Raw genomic sequence first — 25658 nt, forward strand, 5'->3', positions numbered from 1 at the left:
TTATTAGCATATCATAATATATAAATTAATTGAATAAGTTACTTTTTTGATACCTAGATACGAACTAAATATTACATAGTATAGAAGACTACATATTGTATTTATAATCATTTCATGATATCATGTTAATATAATACAAATGGAAGGAATGTGAGTATGAATAAAATTGCTTTAATAACTGATAGCACTTGTGGTTTACCTAAAGAATATGTAGAGAGATATAATGTTAAAATTGTATCTCTTAAAATACTATACAAAACAAAAGAATATATTGATGGAGTTAATATTACACCTGAAGAAGTTTATTCTAAACTGCCAGACGAACTACCTACTACTTCAATGCCTTCAGTAGATGATGTTTCTACTTTATATGAAGATTTAGTTAAAGATGGATATACTCATGCAATTGTTTTACCTGTTTCTTCTGGTTTATCTGGAACTATAAATAGTTTTAGGCTTGCTAGTGAAAATTATAAGAATATTAATACATTTATTTTTGATACAAAGATACTATCTATGGCCGTAGGTTTAATTGTAATTGAAGTTGGAAAAATGATAGAAGCTAATAAGAGTTTTGAATATATTTGCGAAAGGATTCCTAAGATAAGGGAAAATCTATGGTTGTACTTTACAGTTGATACCCTAGAATACTTAATAAAAGGTGGAAGAATAGGTAAGGTTTCTGGTGGCATTGGACAATTGTTGAATTTAAAACCTATAATCACTATGGATGAAGATGGTGCCTATAAAACATATACTAAAGCAAGAGGCTCAAAACAAGCTTTTAATAAACTTACTTCTTTAGCAACGGATATATTAAATAAAGGTAAAAGTAAGGTTATTATAATGACTGGTACTATGCACGAAGAAGCAGAAAAGCTTAAGGAAATTTTACAAGAACATAAGAATACTACATTTATGTATAAAGGAACTATTACTCCTGCTGTTGGAATACACTCAGGTCCAAGATTATTAGCTGTTGCTGTAATGAACGAAATCTAACAAATAAAGAAATAACATAGTGGTTTCTCCGTCGCAAGCTCCAAGTCGACCCACTATGTTATTTCTTTATTTCAAACCAAAGGAAATAGTTCCTCAATACTTCGGAACTATATGCACCCAATTATTTTATTAATTTTATTGTAATAATTCCTCATTCTTCGGAATTATGTTTCGACCTCGCAAGCTCCAAGTCAACCCACTATGTTATTTATTAATTATTCTTCGTGATCAAACTCTTGACCTGTTTGCATTGCTATCTTTTCTGCCTCTAGATTCTTTAATAGTACATTTACTGTCCACTCTTGTGATGTTTCTGTAACTGCAGCTTTAAGAACATTATTTAACCTAAACTTCTTTAAACTATCTATAAAAAATCCTATTTTAGCTCCTGGAATATTGTTAAAAATTATTGCTTTATTCTTCATTCCATCTTCTGAATCATTTTTTATATTTCCACTTAAAACATCTTTTATCAGAGTATTTCCATTTTTATAAGTAAGCACTACCTTATCTCTTATTCCAAGCATTGCTGCTAAATTACTTAAAGTTTTAATTTCCTTAATATTAAAATTGCATAATAATATGCAACTTCTCCCATCATTAGCTTTAGTTTCCTTTGTATCTATTAATTCAAATGACATAGTATTCTCCTTTTTTAAATTAATTTCCTATCTATATCATATAAAAATACTAAGGATTAATCAACCTTGATTTTTTAAATTCTAATTTCACTGTTATAGTATAGATAAAATCTATAATCATAACCAATAATAAAATCATATTAAACACTCTAAATAAATTATTTAAACTAATATAGAAATTATTAATAAATGGTACTATGTATCTTATTCCTAAATAACAAAGAATCATCCAATATATTGAAAATCTTAAAGTCATCAAGCCCATATAATTAAATTTTAAATTTGAATAATCCCAATATCTTTCATTAAATATTTTTAAAAGTAAAAAACCACTAAGAAATTCTACAGTGGTTGGGACAATTAAATACATAATCAATCTAGACACTATACTTAAATTATAATAATTATCTGTTAAGACAAGTACAGTAAAAGCTATTCCATACATAGGCTTATAGGGCCCCTTTAAAAATCCGTCTTTCTTAAATTTCCCATTTGTAATATAGCTGTAAATTTCTTCAATTAAAAAACCTACAATGGAATATAATATAAAACTGAAGATAATAAAATTTATTATTGTCACTATAGAACACCAACCTTTAGTAAATTTCATCATTAGTTTAACCAATATCATTTCTGAAATACCTATTATTCTATTTTGTAACTTTTTATTTTTATAGGAATAGTATACATTATATTATTTGAAAGGAGAGATTAAAATCGAAGCTACTTATAAGAAAGTGAAAAAAATATTGCTAGTGCTTTTAGCTGCTAACCTACTTGTAGCAATATCTAAAATTATAGTAGGCTATGTTATTAATAGCTCTAGTGTTATGGCTGATGGCTTTCATTCTATTTCTGATAGTGCATCAAATATAGTAGGTATAATAGGTGTTACATTAGCTTCAAAACCTAAAGATACAGAACATCCCTATGGACATAAGAAGTTTGAAATTATATCAAGTATTATTATTGGATTAATGTTATTATTACTGGGATTTAATATAATTAAAAGTTCTGTAGTCAAGCTATTTGTACCAGTTGTGCTGAATATTACACTTGAAAGTTTAGTAATAATAGCAGCAACATTAGCTATCAATATATTCGTCTCTAAATACGAAAATAATCAAGGTCATAAACTTAATAGCAAGATTCTAATAGCCGACTCTCTTCATACTAAAAGTGATATTTTTGTATCACTAGGCGTTTTAGTTGCTTTAATTACTGTAAGGCTTGGTCTCCCCCCAATAATAGATACTATAACATCATTTATAATATCTTTCTTTATTTTGCATGCAGCATATGAAATAATAAGAGATAATATTTCATCTTTAACTGATAAAGTCATGGTTGAAGAGAATGTCATAGCTAATATTGTTAAAGAATTTACCGCCATTGAAGATGTGCATAATATTAGATCTAGAGGATATAATGATCATATATTCTTAGATATGCATATAAAGGTAGATTCAAATTTAAATGTAGACGAAGCTCATACTTTAGTTCATGAGATTGAAAATGCTTTAAATACTAAACTAAATAAAAAAGTAGATTTAATTATCCATGTTGAACCTAATATAAAGTAAAAGTGACTAACATAGAGCTAGTCACTTTCCGTTAAAAATATATATTGTTAGGTATATTCACCTTTTTATACTCTTCTAATTGCAAGTAATATTCGCCATCATAAGATATTTTCCCTAAAGCTCTTATCCACTGACCTTCTTCAAACTTCTCATCAGATAAGGTTTTTATTCCTATAATAAATGAATCCGCTGCACAACAATTCATTTCTTCCCTTGCTAAGATGAACTTCTCATCTTCATACTTATATACAAAACCAGTAAAGACTATATATTTACCTAAGTATCTATCTCCATCTTCTTCTAACTCCTCTAAAATATGGTGTGTTTCATGATTTATTTCTATCGCATCATTAGCAAATATATTATTAAAACTTACAAGATTACTGTTATCATTATATATATATCCTCTTATTAAAAGTAATACACCTACTACTAATGTAAATATGATTGGTAAAAACTTTAATGAAGTATCTACTCTTGAATTAAAGCTAATAACCCTCATAGCTTGAACTATAATAAACACTGGTAGTATTACAAATACTATATTTAAACTCTTTGCAGTTTCTATACTTAAATAATTATATATATCGCCTGATAACATTAAGTATCCTACATAAATTGTTAATAAAATTAATATAAGCAGCCAAATAAATTCTTCTACATTAAATTTTCTCATGCTAGCCTCCTAAAAAATAAAAGTTAAGCTTATAGAAAAGGCTAGTACAATTAATACTATCAATGAAATTAACTTAATAGCAAAGGTCTTTTTAAAGTAAGATAACATGATTATAGAATTTTTTAGATCTAACATAGGTCCCAATATTAGAAAAGCTGATATCGCAGGAACTCCAAAATAGTTTAAAAACCCCTTAGCTATAAAAGCATCTGCTTCTGAGCATAAAGATAGTAAAAATGCTAATATCATCATAATAACTATTGGTACTATTACCCCTTCAGAATAGCTTTCTATAAATGTTTCCTTAACTAGTACAATAAATAAGCTAGATAAAAATGATCCAAATATGTAGTATCTAAAGATATTTAAAAACTCTTTATTGGAATGTTCTAAACATAATCTTAGCTTTGATTTATTGTAGAAATAGTCCGTTGTCTCACAGCCACAGTCACATATATTTTTATAATCGTTTTTAATATTGACTACCTGTTCCTTTTTACTAGTTAATAATTCGATTAATAATCCAATTATTATAGCCGAAATTATTCCTCCGAATACTCTTATTAATACAATATTTATATCATTAAAAGCATAGTAAGTAGATGAAATAACTATTGGATTTACTATTGGTACTGTCAGCATAAAAACTATTGCAACTGCAATAGGTACTCCTTTTTTTATTAAGCTCCTTGCTATAGGTACAATAGCACATTCACAAATAGGAATAAATATCCCTAGAAAAGCTGCAAATATTATGGATATAATTCTACTTTTAGGAAGAATTTTTTTTACCACATCCTCAGATATATACATTTGTATCACTGAGGAAAGTATAGATCCAATTAATATAAAAGGAAGTGCTTCTAATATCATACTTATAAATATATTAGCCCATTTTATCATTTAACTACCTCCTTCTTGTACAGCAAGGATTTTATTTTTTTTATTGAAGTCCCCTCTTTAAAATATTTAGATGACTTTATTTCTGTATCTAAAGTTGATGGAGAATTAGATAATACTATAGGTGCAGTAAGGTTAATCTCCTCAATAATATTTATTAAATCATTTTGCTCACTCTTCTCTAATATTGCTATATTATTTAATATAATTAATTTACTAGACTGAATAAATGGTATAATTATTTCACCTAAATTTTTAAGATATAACTTTAGATTCTTACAATCTCCTATATAATAACTCCCATAAAAATTAATCTTTTGCCTCAACTGTTTGTCCTTTAAAACTTCACCAATTATATTTAAACTGTTTGTTCCATTTAATTCTATTATTATTTTACTATATTCATTTTCTATAATTTCCTTAAGTAATAATTTCTTCAATTTTTCTGTCTCTTCTAGATATACTACCTTCACATTTTTTAAATTGCTTCTAATTCTACTTGCTCCACTTTCTAAAAGAATAATTAATATATTTTTTCCTAAACACATCTCTGTATTTAAATACGCATTTATAAAGGATGTTTTACCTGAGCCTAAAAATCCGCTCACCACTTCAAGTTTTGCCTTCATTTCAAACCTCAAAGAAATAGTTTTTCTATCTCTTTCTTATTTAAATTAACCCCTATAAATGAAATAACACTAGATCTACTATTATTTATTTTTCTAATTTCAAACTCATCCTTTACAAAATCGAATTGCCCAAAGCTATTATCTTTTAACTTCACTACTCCTTTAGCCCTAATAACATCGCCAAAACTACTGGTGGTAGAAATAAATTTAAATTTAGATAATAATTCTAACTTTGAAAATTTATCATTTGGATAGATAGCAAAACTTTCAAAGACATCCTTAGCTTTTGTACTTTCTATAGTCCTTAATTTAGCTTTTATTCCACTATACTCATTAATATTTATATTATTAGATTCTTCATTATATAAAATGTTAATGCCTTTAATTTTTCTCCAATCTTCACTTATTATTACTGCTTTTTTATTAATCTTCTTGATCTTCATAAGTATGTTGTCTAAATTTTCTTTTTCTAAGTTTTGTGCTCTACTTATAACTATTTTTTTTGTATTTAAGATTTGATCCTCATAAAAATCCTTAAAATTTTTAAAGTAAGTATCAAATTTTTCTGGATCAATAACAGTAATTATATTATCTATTTGAATTTTTTCCTTTAATTTTGGTTCTTTAAAAATTTTAATAATATCAGTAAGTTTTGCAACTCCTGAAGGCTCAACGATTAACCTAGATGGATTATACTTATTAATAACCTCTAAAATAGCTTCTTTAAAGTCACCAGTAACTTCACAACAAATGCATCCTGAATTAATTTCTTTTACTTTTATATTTGAATCTCTTAAAATTAATGCATCTATACTTACTTCTCCAAATTCATTTTCAATAATAGCAATATTTTCATTATATGCACCTTCATTTATAAGCTTTTTAATAAGAAAGGTTTTTCCTGCACCTAAAAATCCTGAAAAAATATCTATTTTTATTTTCATATTTCACCTCTATATAAATCTTATTATGTTCTTCACATTTTATGATTTAATAGATAGATTTATTCCAAAAAAATGAGGAAACATACTATTGCACTTTATAGATAACATTTTTATGCAATAGATATTTCCTCATTGTTAATTATATTTTATTCAATAATTCTATTAGTTTTCTTTACTATCTGTATTTAAGTTTTCAAAGGAATTTGTTAATATATATTTTCCATCTCCAACTTTGATATATTTTATCCTAACCTTATCTCCAATAGAACTTAGTGCTACTTCTCTTGATGTTTCTGTGGAAACTGAAAATATATTATCTTGTCCTTTAATCTTTATATCATAGATACTAGTTCCATCTTTGACAACTAATCCAATTCTTTCAATTTCACCTTCTAAGGTCTCTTCACTATTACTTCCCTCAAGTGAAATATTAGTATTAGTTAAGCCTTCTAAATATTTATTAAGAGTTGATTGCAATGAATCTCCTACACCTACTATATTATAATTCTTAACATTTACCATTGCATATTGTTTAACTAATCCATTAGAGTCTTTTAACGTCATAAAGTAAGTAGGTTCATTTTGTATATTTATTAAATATGGTAAAGTTGCTGTATATCCATATTGTTGAACCTTCCCTTCAGCAGACTTCATACTTGCAGTTTCTGTTGCTCCTGATGTTTTATATAAGCTTGTTTCACCTGTTCTTGTATTAGTTAAAGTAAATCCTACTAATCCTTCATCATTTCCTACTGATGTTACTCCAGTATAATAATAACACTCATCATTATTAAATATTAAATTCATTCCATCTGTAGATTTTAATTTATCTTTATCACTAAAGTTAAATACGCCATGAACAAGTTCTCCCCATTTATCTATATAATTTCTTATATACCTATCTGGCTGAATTCTATCTATCCATTTTGGTGCATCTTCTATTCCATAAGTATTAGATTCTCCTGTTTGAGCATCTATTACTAGTACTCCTATTGCTTTTGCTTCTGTTATTCCAATAGCATTATCATATCTTGTAACTACCCAGTATGGATTTCCATCATCATCTAATTCAAATGTATAATCGGTATGTCCCGCTTTCATATCTCTAAAATAAGCTGCTCTGTGCAAATCGCTAAAAAGATATGCGGATTCTAAATATTTGATTTTAATATCTTTTCCATTTACCTCTGTTACTAATTGAACATCACTTTCATTTGTTGCACTAACCTTTATATATCCTGTTGTTCCTTCTCTATTAGTTAACCATTTAAATAATGATGAATGTTCTAAAGGAGCAACATAGTAAAGTTGTCCATCAACACTTTGTAACGTTAAATCACCGATGGTAACTTGGCTACCTAAACTAGGTATTTCACCTAACTTCTTATCTGCTAACTTATATGCAACATCTTTATCTATAGTTGGTAATTGCTTTAAATCTATATGTTCAATTTCATTACTAAACTCAACACCTTCTACCTGTCCAATTAAACCTCTATGAGCTTTATAACTAAATATCGGACTAAATACTATTAAAGAAATTATATAAATTCCAGCTACTATTAATGCAGCTAATCCATATTTTTTATTAAAGGTTAAAAAAGCATAAATTGCTGTTATAATAACAAATACTCCTACAATATAAGATATGCTTAAACTTACATCTAATATTAAACTACTGTTAAAGACTAACACTATTGCTGAAACTATATAGGCAATAATTAATAGCCCTAAATACTTTATAAAAGAGCTTTTTTTCGGTTTAAAATCTCTTAGATTTTCCATCTTAATCCCCCTAAAATTTTCGTTTATCAGTATGATATAATATATAATATAGTATTTAATATCATTTGTAAATATTTTTTTTACTTTTTATATTAATTTACAATATTATATTAACCTTTCATAGTAAATACTATATAATTTACCTAATATATAATTTATGGGGGTAACTATATGAATAGGGCTGAATTAAAATCTAAAGCAAGAGACCAACTAAGAGGTCGCTGGGGACTAGCAATTATTACTGTGCTTGTAGGAAATTTCTTTATAAATGCTTCAAACATAACAAACGGACTAGATTATATAGTAGAGGTATCAGATAATTTAACTTCATCATTGGATTTAATTTCAATAATTTTGGGCGGTGTTATATCTGTTGGATTGAGTAAATTTCTTTTAAACTTTATAACTAATAGAGATGAGCCTAAATTTACAGATTTATTTTCTCAATTTAATATATTTTTTAAAGCACTCGGATTAAATATTTTAATATTATTAGCTATACTTTTGGCTTCATTTTTACTTATTGTTCCTGGAATTATAGTAGCTCTAATGTATTCACAAGCCTTTTATATTTTAGCTGAAGATCCTGAAAAGGGAATAATAGAATGTTTAAGAGAAAGTTCAAATCTTATGTACGGCTATAAATGGGAATTCTTTGTATTAGAAATTTCATTTATTGGCTGGTGGTTAGTAGCAGCATTAACATTAGGTATAGGTAGTCTATGGGTTGAACCTTATGAAAAAGTTACTAAAACAAATTTCTATTTGAAATTAAAATATAATATTTAAAAATAAAGTAACCCGACAAAACTGTCGAGTTACTTTTTAATTTATATAAGTTTTAAATAGTTAATTGACCATTACTTTCCCCATTGATTATTTGTAGCTGTTTTTTCAGCTTCGTGATGACATCCACAATTTGAATCATGTTTTATGTCTTCATTTTTCTTATGCTTACTTTCACATTTACCTTTATTCAATGCAAACACCTCCTATAACTTACACTATTATTATTTGTTTTTTAATAGATTTAATGTTACTAAAAATGTTGCATTTATGGATTAATAATTAATGAAATCTTTTCATTTCCAAACTAATTTCTAAATATTATATATGCCATATAGCTTACATATATTAAAACTAATATTAATCCCTCTACTCGGCCTAAATATAATTTCTCACTTTTTCCTTTAAACATAAAAATTCCAAGAAGTATCGATATTCCTATTAAAAATATAATATCTATAAATAAAGCTGAAGAAATTATAATAGGATTAATACTTGAAGAAACTCCTAAGATTAATAATATATTAAATATATTTGAACCAAGAACATTCCCAATTGCTATATCATTTTCGCCCTTTGTTGCTGCTATTATAGACGTTACTAATTCTGGAAGTGAAGTTCCCATAGCAATTATTGTTAAACCAACCAATTTATCGCTTAACCCAAAAGAATATGCTATATTTGAGGCTGAATTTACTACTAAATTTCCGCCTATTATTATTCCTATAATTCCAATTAATATTTTAATACATGAAGGAAGAATTTTCATTTCTTCACTTTTTTCATTATCTTCACTTTCGTCTTTAGTACTTTTTATTAAGTAAATAGTAAATGCTATACATCCTATTAACAAAATTATCCCAGATATTCTGCTTAGTCCTGGTTCCTTATTAAACAAAGTTCTTCCAAATGTCAAAACTAATAATAAAATTGTAACTAGTATATTTACTATGTAATCTTTATACATTGTACTTTTCTTAATTAATATTGGCATTATCATTGATGTTATACCAAGAACCATTAAAGTATTGAATATGTTAGATCCAAGTACATTGCCTATAGTTATTCCATTACTACCATTTAATGAAGATATTAAACTTACTGCAAGTTCTGGTGCACTTGTTCCAAGGGATACTATTGTTAAACCTACAACAATAGGTGGAATACCAAATTTTTTTGCAATATTCGCAGATCCCTCTACAAATATATCTGCTCCTTTTATTAGTAAAATAAAACCTATTATTAATATTATGTAATCCATTTTTTCTCCTTTATCTTTAGTTTATAATTTCATAAATAGTAAAACAAAGAGCGTCTTTAAGACGCCCTTTGTTATTTTTATATTAATAAGTAGCATTTGATTCAGTTCCCTCACAAATCGCAATTGATGCTGAAGCACCTATTCTAGTAGCTCCATTTTCGATCATAGCCATTGCATCCTCTAAGCTTCTTACTCCACCTGAAGCTTTAACACCAAGGTCTGGTCCTACAGTTTCTCTCATTAATTTAATATCACTTGCAGTAGCGCCACCTGTACTAAATCCTGTAGAAGTTTTTACAAAATCTGCGCCTGCTTCTTTTGATAATTTGCAAGCAGTTACTTTTTCTTCATCAGTTAAAAGACAAGTTTCTATAATAACCTTAGATAACGCCTTTCCTTTAGCAGCATTAACTACAGCTTCTATATCTTTTTTAACATAATCTAAATTTCCTTCTTTAAGTTTTCCAACATTAATAACCATGTCAACTTCAGTTGCACCTTTTTTGATTACATCTTCTGTTTCAAAAGCTTTAACTTCAGTTGTAGTTGCTCCTAAAGGGAATCCTATTACGGTACAAACCTTTACATCACTACCCTTTAATATACTAGCAGCTTTTTCAACCATTGAAGGGTTAACACATACTGATGCAAAATTATATTCTAAAGCTTCTTTACAAAGCTTTTCAACTTCTTTTTCAGTAGCCTCTGCTTTTAAGATAGTATGATCAATCATCCTTGCTAAATCTTTCTTGTTCATAAAAAGATATCCTCCTCTATATATACTTGTATATCAAACACTCTCATTATATAGTAAAAGCGTTAATAATTAAAGTAATTTTAAAATAAAGTTAATTGTTCTACAATATTTTCCTTAAAAGATGATACTGTAACACCTATTAATCTTATATTTTCGCTAATTTCTTCATTATTTAATATTTCCTCACAAACCTTATATATGTCATCAAAATTATTTGTATAAAAATTTAAAGTCTTACTTCTAGTATGATTTTGAAAATCTTCTGTTTTATATTTAACTGTTATAGTTTTGCCCTCAATATTTTCTCTTATTAGTTGATTACTAATTTCTTTTGAAAATTCAGATAAATATTCTAATAAATCCTCTTTCTCTTTTGTATCTACTTTTAATGTTCTTTCTCTTCCATAGGATTTTCTATCTCTTTCAACCCTTACTTCTCTCTTGTCAATTCCTCTAATTCTATCATAGATTTCTAATCCATATTTCCCTAAATATTCAATATAAAAATTCTGTGGCATCTCGTACAAATCCTTAACTGTAAATATTCCCATATTATTTAATTTTTCAACTGATCTTTTTCCTAACCCATGAATTCTAGATACTGGAAATGGTAATAGTATTTCTGGCATCATATCCTTTGTTATTACCTTTATTCCATTAGGTTTATTCCAATCAGATGCTAATTTTGCTAAGAACTTATTATAAGATATTCCAACTGAAATTGTTAGTCCAATTTCCCTAAGAACTCTATTTTTTATATAATTTGCAGCCTCAATTCCAGTTTTAAATCTACTATCAGTAATATCTAAATAAGCTTCATCAATTGAAAGAGGCTCTATTATCTGAGTTACATCTCTTAATATATTAAATACTTTCATTGAAACTTGTTTATATCTATACATCCTAGTTCTCACATAAACTCCATGAGGACATAATTTCCTTGCGATAAATATTGGCATAGCAGAGTGTATTCCATATTTTCTTGCTTCATATGAGCATGTGGATACCACTCCCCTTTCACTTATTCCACCAACAATTACAGGTTTCCCTTTAAGCTCCTTGTTATCAAGTTGTTCTACTGATGCAAAGAATGCATCCATATCTACATGTAATATTAACCTATCCATTATAACTCCTTTAGGCTAAAGCTTCTTCAAACATTCCTTTATTCTTAGATTTAATAAAGCAATATACTCCTTGAGCTAATAATTCATCTATATAGCTTCTTTCTTCATTAATTGTAGTGAAAGATATTATAGTTATTGCAATAATAGTTCTGAATCCTTTATCCATGTAGTATTCATATTCGCTTTCCTCATCGCATAAAATATCTATTACACCTTCTATTAAATTAATAGCTTTTCTAACATCCCTATTTGATAATACACCTAAAAGAGGTAAAAATTGTTGCGCTATCTTTATGTCTTGCTTTTCCATCTGTAATATGAATTCGATAGTCTTATACATATGCCCAGATGATCCATTTAGCATTATAGCATTGGTTAAACTCTGAATTCCATTTTTAGATTTTATATTTAAGTTTGTCATATAATTATAAATAGTTTCAATAAAATCATCTATTGTACTTATATCGATATCATTTAATGCCCATAAAGCACAAACTAAATAATCATCTTCTCCAGTAATATTATAGTATTTCTCTTTTAACAATTTAAATACTAACTTCATTTTATTAGCTATTTTATACTTGTCTTTATTTTTACCATACTTAGCAATAACAAATGATGTTAAAACTAAATAATCACATTCATTAAACCCTTCAGCTATTAATATTTCTTCAGCCTCATATATATCACTAATTAACTTTTTTTCATTCTCCTCTTCTATTGCTATTAATAATGATAAGATATAAAGTATCTCTCCTCTAAAAGGAGATATTCTAGAAGATGATTCCTTAATATATCTCCTAATTTCTTTTACCCTTTCGAAAGGTATTTCTTTTTCATAATGCGTAAAAACTAAAGAGGCAAAATGATTAATTAAATCTCCATCATTTCTTAAATTCATCTTAGCGCTTCTATAATTATCAATCGTCATATAAATTCTGTCTCTAAGAAGTTTCTCCATTCAATACTCCCTCACTTTACTTAAGAATATTTAATTCCCCAAGCTTATTATACTATAAATATTGTGTCATTTTCATAACAAATAATAACAATTTTAAAATAACAATAAATTAGCCAAGGTAAGATTATCTTATCTTGGCAATAAATTTTATCCTTTGTTTCCTAACTTAACAACAGAATAATAAAGCAAGAGCAGCTATACCAAATAACCCTCCACAACCACAGCCACATCCTCCTCCGAATCCACAGCCTCCATTAAATCCGCATCCACCAAAACCACAGTTTCCTCCAAAGCCACAAGCACAATTATTTGAAGACTCTTCTTCAAATACGCTGCCTTTCTTATCAAATATTATTATTAATTTTACAGTCTTCTCACAATCCTCTATATATATTTGAGGGAATTTACATAGACATTTTGATATAACAGGATTAAATGATCTAACTATTATTGCATACTCTTGTTGATTAACACTTTCAATGAATCTCTCTTTATCTGCTTTGCAATTATCAATATAATTATCCTCTATTTCAAAATTCAAATTATTACTGTCAAAATCATCACAGCAAGATTTAGATTGATTTCTACAACAAGGATTTCTTCTTATAATCTTAATAGGACTTGAAATAGTGAATAAATTATTGCATGGTATTGCTCGTGCTTCTAAAACTCCGTCGCATCCAGTTACTATAATATTTATTTTTATTCCATCACCACATATACATTTGGGCAAATTTCTTCTTATTTCTCTTCCAGTGCCTCCATCTGCACAAATAATTAGATTGTATTCGTTACTTGACAGCATATTATTAGTCTTCTTTAAACATATTTTCATTTGTATATTATCTCCTTTTATCTTATTGTATAGATAGTACATAATATGTCTAAGAAACCTATTGTTTCACTAAAATAAATTTTATTTGAATAATATTAACTAAACTTGTTAAAAATTTAAAAGGATACGATCATTAGTATCCTCTTAATATTATGAAAAGGAGCTGCTTAGGCAGCTCCAAATTGGAATATATACATTTTTAATATTCGTTAATATGACATTGTTAAATACTCTTTTATAAACTTCTTATATAAAAACCGTTATTATAAATTTCTTTATCATATTTAATTTCAATTCCATTACAAAACTTCTCATCTTTTTTTGCAATAACAAAGCTTATATCATTTATTACTAATTGAATATCTTCATTAGATGCATAATCTGCATAAATATCATATGCAGGCTTTCCACATCCTATTCGAGCTACTTTTACTCTTATATTATTATTTTCACTTTTTTCTAATATTTCTAATAAAGCTGATTTCGTTTCTTCGCTAAATAATATATTCAATTTTATCTTCCTTTCTAAAACTAATTCATATTATTCTAAAATTATATCACTAGAATATAGTCTTTCATATAATATCGTAATTATTATTTTAAGGAGATGATATGTTGAAAGGAGATTATCTAGATATCCATGGAAGCTATTCTATAATGCTACCTTATCCTGAAATTGATATAAAAGAAAAAAATTTAGAATATGCAAAGCTGATAAAAAAGTGCTATTGTGGACTATGCTCAGAGTTAACTTTAGTAAATCAATACACATATCAGCAATTATTAATGAATTCCTATTTAAAAGAAATATTTAAAAAAATTGCAATGGTAGAAGAAGAACATTTAAATATACTTGGAAATTTAATTATTGCTTTAGGAGGAGATCCTTCTTTTTCAATTACAAAGAGGAATAAAATTTTCAATTGGAGTACTAAATATATACACAATGACACTTCATTAAAGAATATCCTTATAAATAACATAAATAATGAGATGGCTATAATAAAAGAATATAGAAATATTACCTCTATAATAGATAATGAAAACATAATTACTATTCTTAATAGAATAATATTAGATGAAGAACTTCACATTAAAACATTTAATATTATTTACAAAAATGAAATCTAATAAGATTTAATTTAATTTTTTGTTTTATTAATAGATTAATTATGTTATAATGACCTTGATATTATATTTGTTTATTTAACAATATTTCTTAAATAAAAAGGAGTTTTAATTATGGGTTTTAAAGATAAAATGAGTAAATATTTTACAGATGCATATATGGAAAAATACGGTGATAGGATGACTAGCGTAGCAGGAACTGTATTATCTGTAAAAATCGAAGAAAAAAACATATTAGGAATTATAAGAAAGTTGACTGCTCATATTTTAATTAAGCCAGATATGGGTAAAGGTGTAGTTAAAACTCAATACAAAGTTAGAAAATGGTTTAAAAAGCCTACTTTTATTGATGTTAAGCAAGGTCATAAGGTAATAATAATGGGAATCGAAGGTGAAAAAGGAAAAGCTGATTCAGAAGTAATTACTATTTCTAATATAGCTAATTTAACTACTAAAAAAGATTTACAACCATTTGATCATGGTCAATTAAAGAAAGCTAGACAACAAGCTACAAGAATGAGAACAAGATAATAAAAGAATTAATATAATTTAAAGTAATTAATAAGGGCGTATAAAAACGCCCTTTTATTTTTTATTATTCAATTTAAATTTTTAAAAATCAACAAGCATTATTTTAAAAAATATTAGCTAAACACTACAACTTCTGTTTCTTCAATTGCCTTATTAACTAATTCTTCAATATTTAGAACTTCTTCTGACTTTCTTATTAATTCTAGTCTTGGTTTAGTTTTTGGATGTTTTGGAACAAATATTGTACAGCAATCTTCATATGGTAATATTGATGTTTCATAAGTATCTATATCTCTTGCTATATCCATAATATCTGTCTTATCCATAGCTATTAAAGGTCTAAATACAGGTCTATCAGCACAATCATTACTTACAATTAAACCTTCCATAGTTTGACTCGCAACTTGACCAATACTTTCTCCTGTAGCTACTGATTGAATTCCATACTTTTCAGCTAATGAGCAAGCCACTCTCATCATAAATCTTCTCATTATTATAGTCAATTCATCTTCTCTACAACCATTTATTATAGCCACTTGTATTTCTGTAAAAGGAACTATATGCAAATTAACTCTCTCGGTGTAATTAGATAATATCTTAGCTAAATCCTTAACCTTATCTTTTGCTCTCTCAGAAGTGTATGGGTGACTATGATAATATACACAATGCAACTCAACCCCTCTTCTAGCCATTAAATAACCAGCAACTGGTGAATCTATACCTCCAGATAACATAAGCATAGTACTTCCATTCATTCCATATGGAAGACCTCCAGCACCTTTAATCTTGTCTTTTGTTGTATAGATATATGCATTTTCTCTAATTTCAATATTAACTAAACAATCTGGATTTTTAACTTTAACTTCTAGTCCATTCATGTTATAAACTACATAAGCACCTACTTCTTTTGAAGTCTCTAAAGAATTCTTAGGAAATGCTTTATTAGCTCTATTTGTTTCAATCTTAAAATTCTTTGGATTCGCTTCTTTAACTTTTCTTAGTGCTTCTTCTTTTATTGCATCCATATCTCTAGGAACTTCAGTAACGATACATACTTCTGCTACTCCGAATACTTTTCTAACTCTTTCAGCAGCTTCTTCAATATTATCTGCCTTAATGAAATATCTTCCTTGGTCTGAAATTAAAGAATATTCTATTCCCTTTAACTTTTTCTTTATATTATCTCTTAATTTCTTTTCAAACTTATTTCTATTTAAGCCTTTTAAAAATATTTCTGATGCATATTTTACTAATATTAACTTATTCATCTTTTTACTCTCCTCAAAAATGTTAGTGAATTTTTTAGTACTTCTATAACTTTATCTACTTCTTCCTTGGTATTATTTTTAGAAAATGAAAATCTAATTGCACTTTCAACTTCTTCTTTATTTAGTCCTAAAGCCTTTATTACATAACTTCCCTGAATTGCACTTGTTTTAGAAGTGCAAGCAGAACCTGTTGCAACATAAATATCATTTTCTTCTAATAAATGTAGTAATACCTCTGCCCTAATCCCAATGAAAGATACATTTAAGATATACGGTGTAAAATCATTCCTCAATGGACTATTTATTCTTATATTATTGATTCCTCCAAGTCTATCTATCATATACTCTTTAAGACTTTTCACATATTGAAAACTTGAATTTATATTCTCCATAGTTATCTCAGCAGCTTTATGTAAGCCAATTATTCCTGGCACATTATGTGTTCCACCTCTTATTCCACTTTCTTGACTTCCACCACTTATTAACGGATTTAATACTATACCTTTTTTAATAAAAGTAAACCCAACTCCCTTAGGCCCATGTATCTTATGTCCTGCTGCTGTTAATAAATCAATATTCATTTTTTTCACATCAATATTTAGTTTTCCATAAGACTGAACTGCATCTACATGAAATCTTGCTCTAGAACTCTTTTCTTTTATTAGCTTACCTATGTTCTCAATATCCTGTATAGATCCCATTTCGTTATTTACATGCATTATGGAAACTAAAACAGTATCCTTTGAAATGGAATTCACTAATTCCTCTAGTGATATTTTCCCATCTTTATCGACATTTAAATATGTAACTCTTACACCATTCTTTTCAAGTTCTCCATAAGTTGTTAATACTGAGTGATGTTCAAAAGCAGTAGTAATAACATGATGTCCAGGCTTTACTAACCCTTTTATTATTAGATTATTCCCTTCACTTCCTCCAGATGTAAATAATATTTCATCTTTTGATGCATTTAAACTTTTACCTATAAATTCCCTTGCTTCAGTTATTCTTTTTTCAGCTTTTATTCCTATTTTATGGAGAGATGATGGATTGCCGAAATATTCCTCCATGGCTTTTGCTGTTTCTGCTATAACTTCTTTAAAAGGTTTCGTAGTTGAACTATTGTCAAAATAAATTTCCAAACTTTATCCCTCCTTTAGAATTTTACAATAGATTTACACTTAATATAACAAATTTCTAATAATAAATAAAGCTTAAGAGTAAAAAAAGGCTATTTTTCAATAGCCTTTTTTTGCGCGCGATATTAAAATTTTTAAGGAGATTTACTCCATTGCTATAAACTCAACTTTTTCAACATCATTAATTTTAGATAAGCCTTCCATTAATGTAGCCAAATCACCTTTAATAGTTGAAATATTAATAGTCAAGCTTAAATTAGCTTTTTTATTCATTGGTATACCTTGATTGATAGTTATTATACTACCACCCTCTTCAGAAATATAATTTAATATTCCTGATAGTACACCCTTATTATCATTAATAATTAAATTTATTGTTACCTTTTGACCTTGATCTGTTTCTACTAGTTCGAAAACTGTATCCTTATACTTATAATATACACTCCTACTAATATTAACAGTCTTAGTAGCTTCAGTAACATCTTTTGCTTTGCCTTCTTTAAGTAATCTTTTAGCATCTACTACTTTTTCGTAAACATCTGGTAAGGCTCTTTTATCAACAATTAAAAATTTACTCTTCATTAGTACCACCTTTATATACAATTGCCCCCAAATTATCTATTTCAAGTTCTTGAACCTTCCATAAAATATCTTCGCATTTTAAAAAGTTTTTTATGCTATTAACAAATTCCTTTTCATTGTCTTTTATAATAACCATTATAGTTGGTCCTGCCCCACTTAAAAAACAACTTAAAGCACCTAAAGATATACACTTATTATAAACTAAATCATAGTTTTTTATTAATGGACTTCTATATTTTTCATGAATAACATCTTTACACCCATATTTCAATAAATCATATTTACCATTTGCAAAGGCTGAAATCATCAAAGATACTCTACTTATATTATATACAGCATCTCTAAAACTAACCTCTTTAGGCAATACCTTTCTTGAAATAGCTGTAGATAATTCAAAAGCAGGAATTATAGATATAAACTTAACTCCATCTTTTACCTCTATTTTGTTATATAAAACCTCTTCATCTTCTAATACCGATACAACCATTCCCCCAAAGAAAGCTGGTGCTATGTTGTCTGGATGTCCCTCTATATTAACTCCAATTTTGAATAATTCATCAATGCTTAATGGATTTCCCATAATATAATTAGCACCTAAAAGTCCAGCTACTATACAGGTAGAGCTTGAACCAAGCCCCCTAGATATAGGAATATCTTCTTTTACTAAACTTATTTTTAATCCTGAAGGAATATAATTACACTTTTGAAAACAAATCATCATTGCTTTATATACCATATTTTCTTCATTAGAATATTCTTCTTTAAATCCATAAAATTTCTTTCCTTCATGCTCTTCTGAAAATTCAAATTCGTTATATAGATTAAAAGCTATTCCTAATGTATCAAATCCTGGTCCAATATTCGCTGATGTAGCTGGGACCCTAACCCTAATCATTATTAACTCCTAAGAAATTTAAGAGAGTAGCTTTTAATTCATTGATTTCTGAAGAGTATTTATGAATAATTTCTTTTTTATCTAGTCCCTCTAAATTATTTGGAACATCAACCTTTGAATAATCATATATCTTATCTATTACTTTAAAATCATCACACTCTTCAATTTCTAATCCCAATGAATTTGCTATGCTTCTTGGAAATTTATATGGACTTGCCGTTGAAACAATTAAATATGGAGTTTTATCCTTAGTATCACTTACATACTTATTTAAAACTACATATGCAACTGCAGTATGTGTATCTATCAAATAGCCCTCTTTATTATATAAATTATTTATTGCTTCACATACTTCATCACTACTTGCATAATTGCCATAGAAATCTTTTAAATTGTCTTTTAGCTTTTCATTAATAGTATATATGCCATTAGAATTTAATTCTTCCATTAAATTCTTTATTTCATTATAGTCCCTACCACTTGCTTCAAATAATAATCTTTCTAAATTTGATGAAACTAATATATCCATAGAAGGAGATTCTGTCAAAATAAGCTCTCTTCTTTTATCATAAACTCCATCTCTAAAGAAATCAGAAAGTACATTATTTTCATTAGATGCACATATGAACTTTGCAATAGGAAGCCCCATTTCCCTTGCATAATATGCAGCAAGTATATTTCCGAAATTCCCAGTAGGCACTACTATATTTATTTTATCCCCTTGTTTTATTTTTTGCTTATTTACTAATTGTTGATACCCATAAAAATAATACACAATTTGAGGTATTAATCTTCCAATATTTATTGAATTAGCAGAAGATAGTATATAATTCTTTTTACTTAATTCTTCTTTAAACCCATTATCCCCAAATAATTCTTTTACGCCCCTTTGAGCATCATCAAAATTTCCCTTTATTCTTACTACCCTAACATTATTTCCTTCTTGTGTTATCATTTGCATCTCTTGTATAGGACTTACTCCCTCTTTAGGATAATATACAATTACTTTAAAGCCCCCAACATTTTTAAAACCTTCTAATGCAGCTTTTCCTGTATCTCCAGATGTTGCAGCTAATATAATTATTTCTTCATCCACATTAAGCTTTTTCTTTGCTAAACTCATAATTTGAGGAAGAAATAATAATGCTGCATCTTTAAAAGCTGAAGTTGGCCCATGGTATAATTCTAAGAAATTATTTCTTTCAACTACTTTAAAGCGGTCTTTATAAGCATTACTTATAGCTTGTTTTAGTTCATTTTCTGTAAAATCAGTGAAATATTCCTTTATTATTTCTAAGGCTAATTTTTCATAACTTATATTTAATTCATCTTTAATTTTCCTATACAAATTTGGAAAACTTTTAGGAACATATAGTCCACCATCACTAGCAATACCATTTATAGTTGCTTGAGCAGATAATATATCTATTTCTCCACCCCTTGTACTAATAAACCTCATGATTCCACCCCCAAATATTGGATTACTACCCTTTTTTTATATTACCATGTTTTTTATAGATGTACAAGTGTTTATGTATAGAATACATAAAAATAAAGGAGCTACCTTTGCAGCTCCTTAATTAAAAATATAGAATTATTCATTTTACATTGTGCTCTAGCACCATTAAATACTATTTTCTATCTTGACTTAATAAATAAATATATACTATTTATTAAGAAAATTACCCCTGAATAAAATAACACTATACCCCATTGACCAAGATTTAATGGTACAGTATTAAATACATCAGATAGGAATGGTAAGTATAAAATCGAAAGTACCATAGATATTGAAACTAAAACAGCACCTAATAAATATGGATTGCTAAACACTTTTATTTCAAAAATAGAATGTCTTTCAGATCTACATTCAAAAACATGTAAAAGTTGAGACATAACTAATGTAATTAAAGCAAGAGTTCTACATGTAGCTAGATCCATTCCATAAAGTCTTCCAGTCATAAATGCCATTAATGTACATATCCCAATTAAACATCCTCTAACTACTATTTTCCACCATAATCCTCTTGCAAATATACTTTCTCCTTTTTCTCTTGGCTGTTGCATCATTATATCTTTATCAGGTGGATCTACACCAAGTGCTATAGCTGGAAGGCCATCTGTAGCTAAATTTACAAATAATATTTGAATTGGAGTTAATGGATTTGGTAAGTAAAAAATAGAAGCTAAAAACATAGTTAGAACTTCACCTAAATTACAAGATAATAAGTATCTAATAAACTTTCTTATATTATCATATATTATTCTTCCTTCTTCTACAGCTGATACTATAGTTGCAAAATTATCATCCATTAATACCATTGATGCAGCTTCTTTTGTTACATCTGTACCTGATATTCCCATAGCTATTCCAATATCAGCTTCCTTAATTGCAGGTGCATCATTTACACCATCCCCAGTCATTGCAACTATATTATTTTGATTTTTAAAAGCCTTGACAATTCTAAGCTTATGATGTGGAGATACTCTAGCAAAAACTCTAATATTCTTTACTTTTTTATTTAAATCCTCATCACTCATTCTTTCTATTTCTTCACCAGTAACTGCTTGATCATCTGTATTGCAAATATTTATTGACTTAGCAATTGCTAATGCTGTATTTTTATGATCTCCTGTTATCATTACAGGCTGTATTCCTGCAAGTTTACATTTTAATACTGCATCCCTAACTTCAATCCTCGGAGGGTCAATACTACCTGCAACACCTAAGAAAATTAAATTTCTTTCTAATTCATCACTTTTTACCAATCCTGTTTCTTTATAAGCAGCTGCAATACATCTAAGTGCTCTATTTGACATAGCTTCTATATATGAAGCAACTTGTCTTTTCTTCTGAGCCGTTAATGGTTTAATAATTCCATTTTCTAATATATGTGTACATCTTTCTATTACTCTTTCTGGAGCCCCTTTCATGTAACATACTTCTTTGTTGCCTTCTCTTACTATAACGCTCATCATCTTTCTATTTGAATCAAAAGGAATATCAAAAATTCTATTAGCTTTTGATATAAAATCTTTTAAAACATTTTTATCATTAAAAAAGGCTTTTACTAAAGCTGTTTCAGTCGGATCTCCCATAAGAGCCTTATCTATACTTTTCTTAGTAAAATCATAATTACAATCATTACAATAAACAAATGCCTTTACTAAGTTAATATTATCCTTAAGTTCTTCATTATCTAAGTTATATATTCTTCCATTGATGTAAACTTCCTTTACAGTCATTTTATTTTGTGTTAAAGTACCTGTTTTATCAGAACATATTACAGATGTACACCCCAAAGTCTCTACAGCTGGTAATTTCCTAACTAAAGCATTCTTCTTTAGCATTCTAGATACACCTAATGCAAGTGCAACTGTTACTATAGCTGCGAGTCCTTCTGGTATAGCTGCAACTGCTAACGAAACTCCAAGTAAAAACATTTCGGTAATTTCATTACCTCTAATTATTCCAAGAACAGTTACAACAGCACATATTGCTAAACAAAGTGCTACAAGAATTTTTCCTAATGAATCTAGTCTTTCTCTTAATGGAGACTTCTCTTCTTCAATATTATCTAAAAGATTAGCAATTTTGCCCATTTCAGTATTCATTCCAATACTATCAATAAGTAAGGCTCCTCTTCCTTTTAATATAGTAGTTCCCATAAATCCTTGGTTTTTCCCTTTTTTTGAATCTTTTGAAACTCCGACCGATTCACCTGTTAAAAGCGATTCATCTACCATCATTCCTGATGATTCAATAAAAGTGCCGTCAGCTGGTATTCTATCTCCAGCCTCTAAAATTATTAAATCACCTAAAGTAACTTCTACTGAATTTATTACTTTTAAAACTCCATCTCTAATAACCTTACATGTAGGTGCTGCAAGCTCTTTTAACGCTTCAAGGGATTTTTCTGTTCTGTACTCTTGTACAAAGCCCATAATTGCATTTACTACAACTATAATAAGTATTGTTATGGCATCTGCTGTATCTCCCATTAGTGCAGATATAGCAGTTGCTGCTATTAATACCCAAACTATAAAGTCATTAAATTGAGATAAAAATATTACTATAGGTGATGACTTTTTCTTATGGGATATCTCATTTAACCCATAGTTTTTTTGTCTTCTCTCTGCTTCTTTTGTAGATAGGCCCATTGATATTTCTCGTTCCTGTATCACCGGTGTCCTCCTTATAATAGTTTCTATATATTATATTTAGTAAATCTATAGATATGATTTTTTTATAAATTTTAGCTAATATTTTATTAGTGCTTTTAAAAATGTATAGTTTAGACAAGTGAAATTCTACATATACTTTTATTAGGTATCTTTACAAAATTAAAATATAAATATAGAATATGAATAGATGATTTATAAACTAAGGAGGGTAATAACTTGAAAGATGTAGTATACGTAACTGGACATAAAAATCCAGATTCAGATTCGATATGTGCAGCCTATGCATATGCTGAATTTAAAAATAAGACAGGCAATCTACCTGCAATTCCAGTTAGACTTGGAAATGTAAATAGAGAAACTCAATATATTTTAGATTATTTTGGAGTTGAAGCTCCTCAATTATTAAAAACAGTAAAGTTAACTGTAGGAGACCTTAATTTTGATAGAATTACTCCTGTATCACCTGAAATATCTTTAAAAATGGCTTGGAACATAATGAGAAATAAAAATATAAAAACTCTTCCTGTAGCCGATGAGAATAATCATTTATTAGGTGTTTTAGCAATATCAAACTTAACTTCTTGCTATATGGATATATGGGATAATAGAATTTTAGCAAAGAGTAATACTACTTTTGAAAATATAGTAGATACTTTATCTGCAAAAGAAATATTTGCAAACCCTAATACAAATCACTTCCCTGGTAAAATAGTAGTAACTGCTATGAAACCTGAAAGCATGAAGGATCATATTGAAGAAGGAGATATTGCAATAGTTGGAGATAGAGAAGAAGTTCAAAATGCTCTTTTAGACTTAAATATTTCTCTTATGATAATAACTGGATCTCATACTCCAACTGCAAATATAATTGAAAAGGCTAAAAAGGCTAATGTAAGTGTTATTAGTACACCTCATGATTCCTTTACAGCATCTAGACTTATAATTCAAAGTATCCCTGTAGGATATGTTATGATAAAGGATAAATTAGTTACATTCTCAACAGAAGATTTAGTTGATGACATTAAACCTGTAATGGTTGAAACTAGATACAGAAGCTATCCTGTTATAGATGAAAATGGAAAAGTTCTTGGTACTATGTCAAGATATCATTTAATTTCAGACTATAGAAAGAAAATAATACAAGTAGACCATAATGAAAGAAGTCAATCAGTAGATGGATTAGAAGATGCTGATATTCTAGAAATCATTGACCATCATAGAGTTGCTGATATTCAAACTAGCGGTCCACTATACTTTAGAAGCGAACCTATTGGAAGTACTTCTACTATAGTTGGTAAATGCTTCTTTGAAAATGGAATAAGACCATCAAGACAAGCGGCTGGACTTTTATGTGGGGCAATTATTTCTGACACATTATTATTTAGAAGTCCAACTTGTACTCCAGTAGATAAGCATACTTGCTTAAGACTTGCTGAAATTGCTGGAATAAATGTTGAAGAATTTGCTAAAGAAATGTTTAAAGCTGGAACTTCACTAAAAGGAAAAACAGTTGAAGAAATATTTAATCAAGATTTTAAACCATTTGCAATTGGAGATACTAAAGTTGGTATAGCTCAAGTTAATACAATGGATATAGAAGGATTTATGCCTTTAAAGGATGAAATGCTTACATATATGAGTACTAAAGCTAAAGAAGCTGGTTTAGATATGACATTACTATTATTAACTGATATTCTTAATGAAGGATCTCAAATATTAGTAGCTGGAGATAAGCCAGAAATAGCTGAAAAAGCATTTAATGTTACTTTAAAAGATAGTACTGCATTCTTAGATGGTGTACTTTCAAGAAAGAAACAAGTAGTACCACCAATAACTGCAGCCATAGAAGGATAATAATTTAGTATCTAAATTATTAATTAAAGAATGAAAAAATGAAAAGAATCTGTTATCACAGATTCAAATGAAATAATGAAAAAATTATAGATAAAATTCCTAAGGAATTTCTAAATTAAAAAAGGCTGAGTGTGAGCTCAGACTTTATTCATTGAATAATTCAGTTTATCTGAATTATCACATTAATTC

25 protein-coding genes are annotated in these 25658 nt (G+C 27.9%); 6 read left to right on the forward strand and 19 right to left on the reverse strand.

The window, feature by feature from the left end:
* Positions 1–156: 156 nt before the first annotated feature.
* A complete protein-coding gene (locus tag QK892_RS02305; RefSeq protein WP_317271907.1) occupies positions 157–1002 on the forward strand; it encodes a DegV family protein in 846 nt (281 codons plus the stop codon).
* Between the two features lie 215 nt (positions 1003–1217).
* Here QK892_RS02305 and QK892_RS02310 read toward each other — a convergent pair whose 3' ends face one another.
* On the reverse strand, positions 1218–1643 hold the full coding sequence (locus QK892_RS02310; RefSeq protein ID WP_317271908.1) for a DUF3783 domain-containing protein: 426 nt from the start codon (positions 1641–1643) through the stop codon (positions 1218–1220).
* A 49-nt stretch (positions 1644–1692) separates the two neighbouring features.
* On the reverse strand, positions 1693–2274 hold the full coding sequence (locus QK892_RS02315; RefSeq protein WP_317271909.1) for a putative ABC transporter permease: 582 nt from the start codon (positions 2272–2274) through the stop codon (positions 1693–1695).
* Between the two features lie 118 nt (positions 2275–2392).
* On the opposite strand from QK892_RS02315, the gene QK892_RS02320 reads away from it, so the two are divergent.
* A complete protein-coding gene (locus tag QK892_RS02320; RefSeq protein WP_317271910.1) occupies positions 2393–3226 on the forward strand; it encodes a cation diffusion facilitator family transporter in 834 nt (277 codons plus the stop codon).
* A 31-nt stretch (positions 3227–3257) separates the two neighbouring features.
* Here QK892_RS02320 and QK892_RS02325 read toward each other — a convergent pair whose 3' ends face one another.
* The 5 genes from QK892_RS02325 to QK892_RS02345 all read right to left on the reverse strand — a co-directional run bounded on the left by QK892_RS02325 (position 3258) and on the right by QK892_RS02345 (position 8160).
* Complete coding sequence (locus QK892_RS02325) at positions 3258–3902, reverse strand: TIGR03943 family putative permease subunit (RefSeq protein ID WP_317271911.1); 645 nt, start codon at positions 3900–3902, stop codon at positions 3258–3260.
* A 9-nt stretch (positions 3903–3911) separates the two neighbouring features.
* Entirely contained in the window at positions 3912–4805 is an 894-nt protein-coding gene (locus QK892_RS02330) for a permease (protein ID WP_317271912.1), read from the reverse strand.
* Positions 4802–5431: a GTP-binding protein gene (locus tag QK892_RS02335; RefSeq protein WP_317271913.1), complete on the reverse strand. Its 630-nt coding sequence runs from the start codon at positions 5429–5431 to the stop codon at positions 4802–4804. The genes QK892_RS02330 and QK892_RS02335 overlap by 4 nt, the downstream gene beginning before the upstream one ends.
* A gap of 8 nt (positions 5432–5439) precedes the next feature.
* Complete coding sequence (locus tag QK892_RS02340; protein ID WP_317271914.1) at positions 5440–6375, reverse strand: CobW family GTP-binding protein; 936 nt, start codon at positions 6373–6375, stop codon at positions 5440–5442.
* 162 nt (positions 6376–6537) lie between these two features.
* Positions 6538–8160 carry a G protein-coupled receptor family protein gene (locus QK892_RS02345; protein WP_317271915.1) on the reverse strand — a complete coding sequence of 541 codons (1623 nt, stop codon included), beginning with the start codon at positions 8158–8160 and terminating at the stop codon, positions 6538–6540.
* A 171-nt stretch (positions 8161–8331) separates the two neighbouring features.
* On the opposite strand from QK892_RS02345, the gene QK892_RS02350 reads away from it, so the two are divergent.
* Positions 8332–8949 (forward strand): DUF975 family protein, encoded by a 618-nt coding sequence (locus tag QK892_RS02350; protein ID WP_317271916.1) that lies wholly within the window; start codon positions 8332–8334, stop codon positions 8947–8949.
* 304 nt (positions 8950–9253) lie between these two features.
* Here QK892_RS02350 and QK892_RS02355 read toward each other — a convergent pair whose 3' ends face one another.
* From QK892_RS02355 to QK892_RS02380, 6 genes are all read right to left on the reverse strand, one after another.
* The gene (locus QK892_RS02355) at positions 9254–10207 is read right to left on the reverse strand and encodes a calcium/sodium antiporter (RefSeq protein ID WP_317271917.1); all 954 of its coding nucleotides are present in this window, start codon (positions 10205–10207) and stop codon (positions 9254–9256) included.
* A gap of 82 nt (positions 10208–10289) precedes the next feature.
* The gene (gene deoC / locus QK892_RS02360) at positions 10290–10964 is read right to left on the reverse strand and encodes a deoxyribose-phosphate aldolase (RefSeq protein WP_317271918.1); all 675 of its coding nucleotides are present in this window, start codon (positions 10962–10964) and stop codon (positions 10290–10292) included.
* 80 nt (positions 10965–11044) lie between these two features.
* A complete protein-coding gene (locus QK892_RS02365) occupies positions 11045–12091 on the reverse strand; it encodes a DNA polymerase IV (RefSeq protein WP_317271919.1) in 1047 nt (348 codons plus the stop codon).
* A gap of 10 nt (positions 12092–12101) precedes the next feature.
* Positions 12102–13052, reverse strand: coding sequence for a DUF4003 family protein (locus tag QK892_RS02370; protein WP_317271920.1), 951 nt, complete (start codon positions 13050–13052; stop codon positions 12102–12104).
* Positions 13053–13218: 166 nt separating this feature from the next.
* Positions 13219–13887, reverse strand: a complete 669-nt coding sequence (locus tag QK892_RS02375; protein ID WP_317271921.1) for a hypothetical protein — start codon at positions 13885–13887, stop codon at positions 13219–13221.
* 235 nt (positions 13888–14122) lie between these two features.
* On the reverse strand, positions 14123–14398 hold the full coding sequence (locus tag QK892_RS02380) for an iron-sulfur cluster assembly accessory protein (protein WP_317271922.1): 276 nt from the start codon (positions 14396–14398) through the stop codon (positions 14123–14125).
* 101 nt (positions 14399–14499) lie between these two features.
* On the opposite strand from QK892_RS02380, the gene QK892_RS02385 reads away from it, so the two are divergent.
* Together QK892_RS02385 and QK892_RS02390 are read left to right on the forward strand one after the other, a co-directional pair.
* The gene (locus tag QK892_RS02385; protein ID WP_317271923.1) at positions 14500–15018 is read left to right on the forward strand and encodes a ferritin-like domain-containing protein; all 519 of its coding nucleotides are present in this window, start codon (positions 14500–14502) and stop codon (positions 15016–15018) included.
* A gap of 111 nt (positions 15019–15129) precedes the next feature.
* Positions 15130–15546 (forward strand): hypothetical protein, encoded by a 417-nt coding sequence (locus QK892_RS02390; RefSeq protein WP_317271924.1) that lies wholly within the window; start codon positions 15130–15132, stop codon positions 15544–15546.
* A 113-nt stretch (positions 15547–15659) separates the two neighbouring features.
* On the opposite strand, the gene thiI is transcribed toward QK892_RS02390, so the two are convergent.
* The 6 genes from thiI to QK892_RS02420 form a co-directional block, all read right to left on the reverse strand.
* On the reverse strand, positions 15660–16814 hold the full coding sequence (gene thiI / locus QK892_RS02395; RefSeq protein ID WP_317271925.1) for a tRNA uracil 4-sulfurtransferase ThiI: 1155 nt from the start codon (positions 16812–16814) through the stop codon (positions 15660–15662).
* On the reverse strand, positions 16811–17956 hold the full coding sequence (locus tag QK892_RS02400) for a cysteine desulfurase family protein (RefSeq protein WP_317271926.1): 1146 nt from the start codon (positions 17954–17956) through the stop codon (positions 16811–16813). The genes thiI and QK892_RS02400 overlap by 4 nt, the downstream gene beginning before the upstream one ends.
* A gap of 141 nt (positions 17957–18097) precedes the next feature.
* Positions 18098–18535 carry an ACT domain-containing protein gene (locus tag QK892_RS02405; RefSeq protein ID WP_317271927.1) on the reverse strand — a complete coding sequence of 146 codons (438 nt, stop codon included), beginning with the start codon at positions 18533–18535 and terminating at the stop codon, positions 18098–18100.
* Positions 18525–19430, reverse strand: coding sequence for a homoserine kinase (gene thrB / locus QK892_RS02410; protein WP_317271928.1), 906 nt, complete (start codon positions 19428–19430; stop codon positions 18525–18527). The genes QK892_RS02405 and thrB overlap by 11 nt, the downstream gene beginning before the upstream one ends.
* A complete protein-coding gene (gene thrC, locus QK892_RS02415) occupies positions 19423–20889 on the reverse strand; it encodes a threonine synthase (protein WP_317271929.1) in 1467 nt (488 codons plus the stop codon). The genes thrB and thrC overlap by 8 nt, the downstream gene beginning before the upstream one ends.
* Before the next feature lie 179 nt (positions 20890–21068).
* The gene (locus QK892_RS02420; protein WP_317271930.1) at positions 21069–23615 is read right to left on the reverse strand and encodes a calcium-translocating P-type ATPase, SERCA-type; all 2547 of its coding nucleotides are present in this window, start codon (positions 23613–23615) and stop codon (positions 21069–21071) included.
* A gap of 216 nt (positions 23616–23831) precedes the next feature.
* On the opposite strand from QK892_RS02420, the gene QK892_RS02425 reads away from it, so the two are divergent.
* Positions 23832–25469 (forward strand): putative manganese-dependent inorganic diphosphatase, encoded by a 1638-nt coding sequence (locus tag QK892_RS02425; protein WP_317271931.1) that lies wholly within the window; start codon positions 23832–23834, stop codon positions 25467–25469.
* Positions 25470–25658 lie beyond the last annotated feature (189 nt).

Origin of the sequence: Clostridium lamae (assembly GCF_033043255.1) — a bacterium.
Classification (GTDB): domain Bacteria; phylum Bacillota; class Clostridia; order Clostridiales; family Clostridiaceae; genus Clostridium; species Clostridium lamae.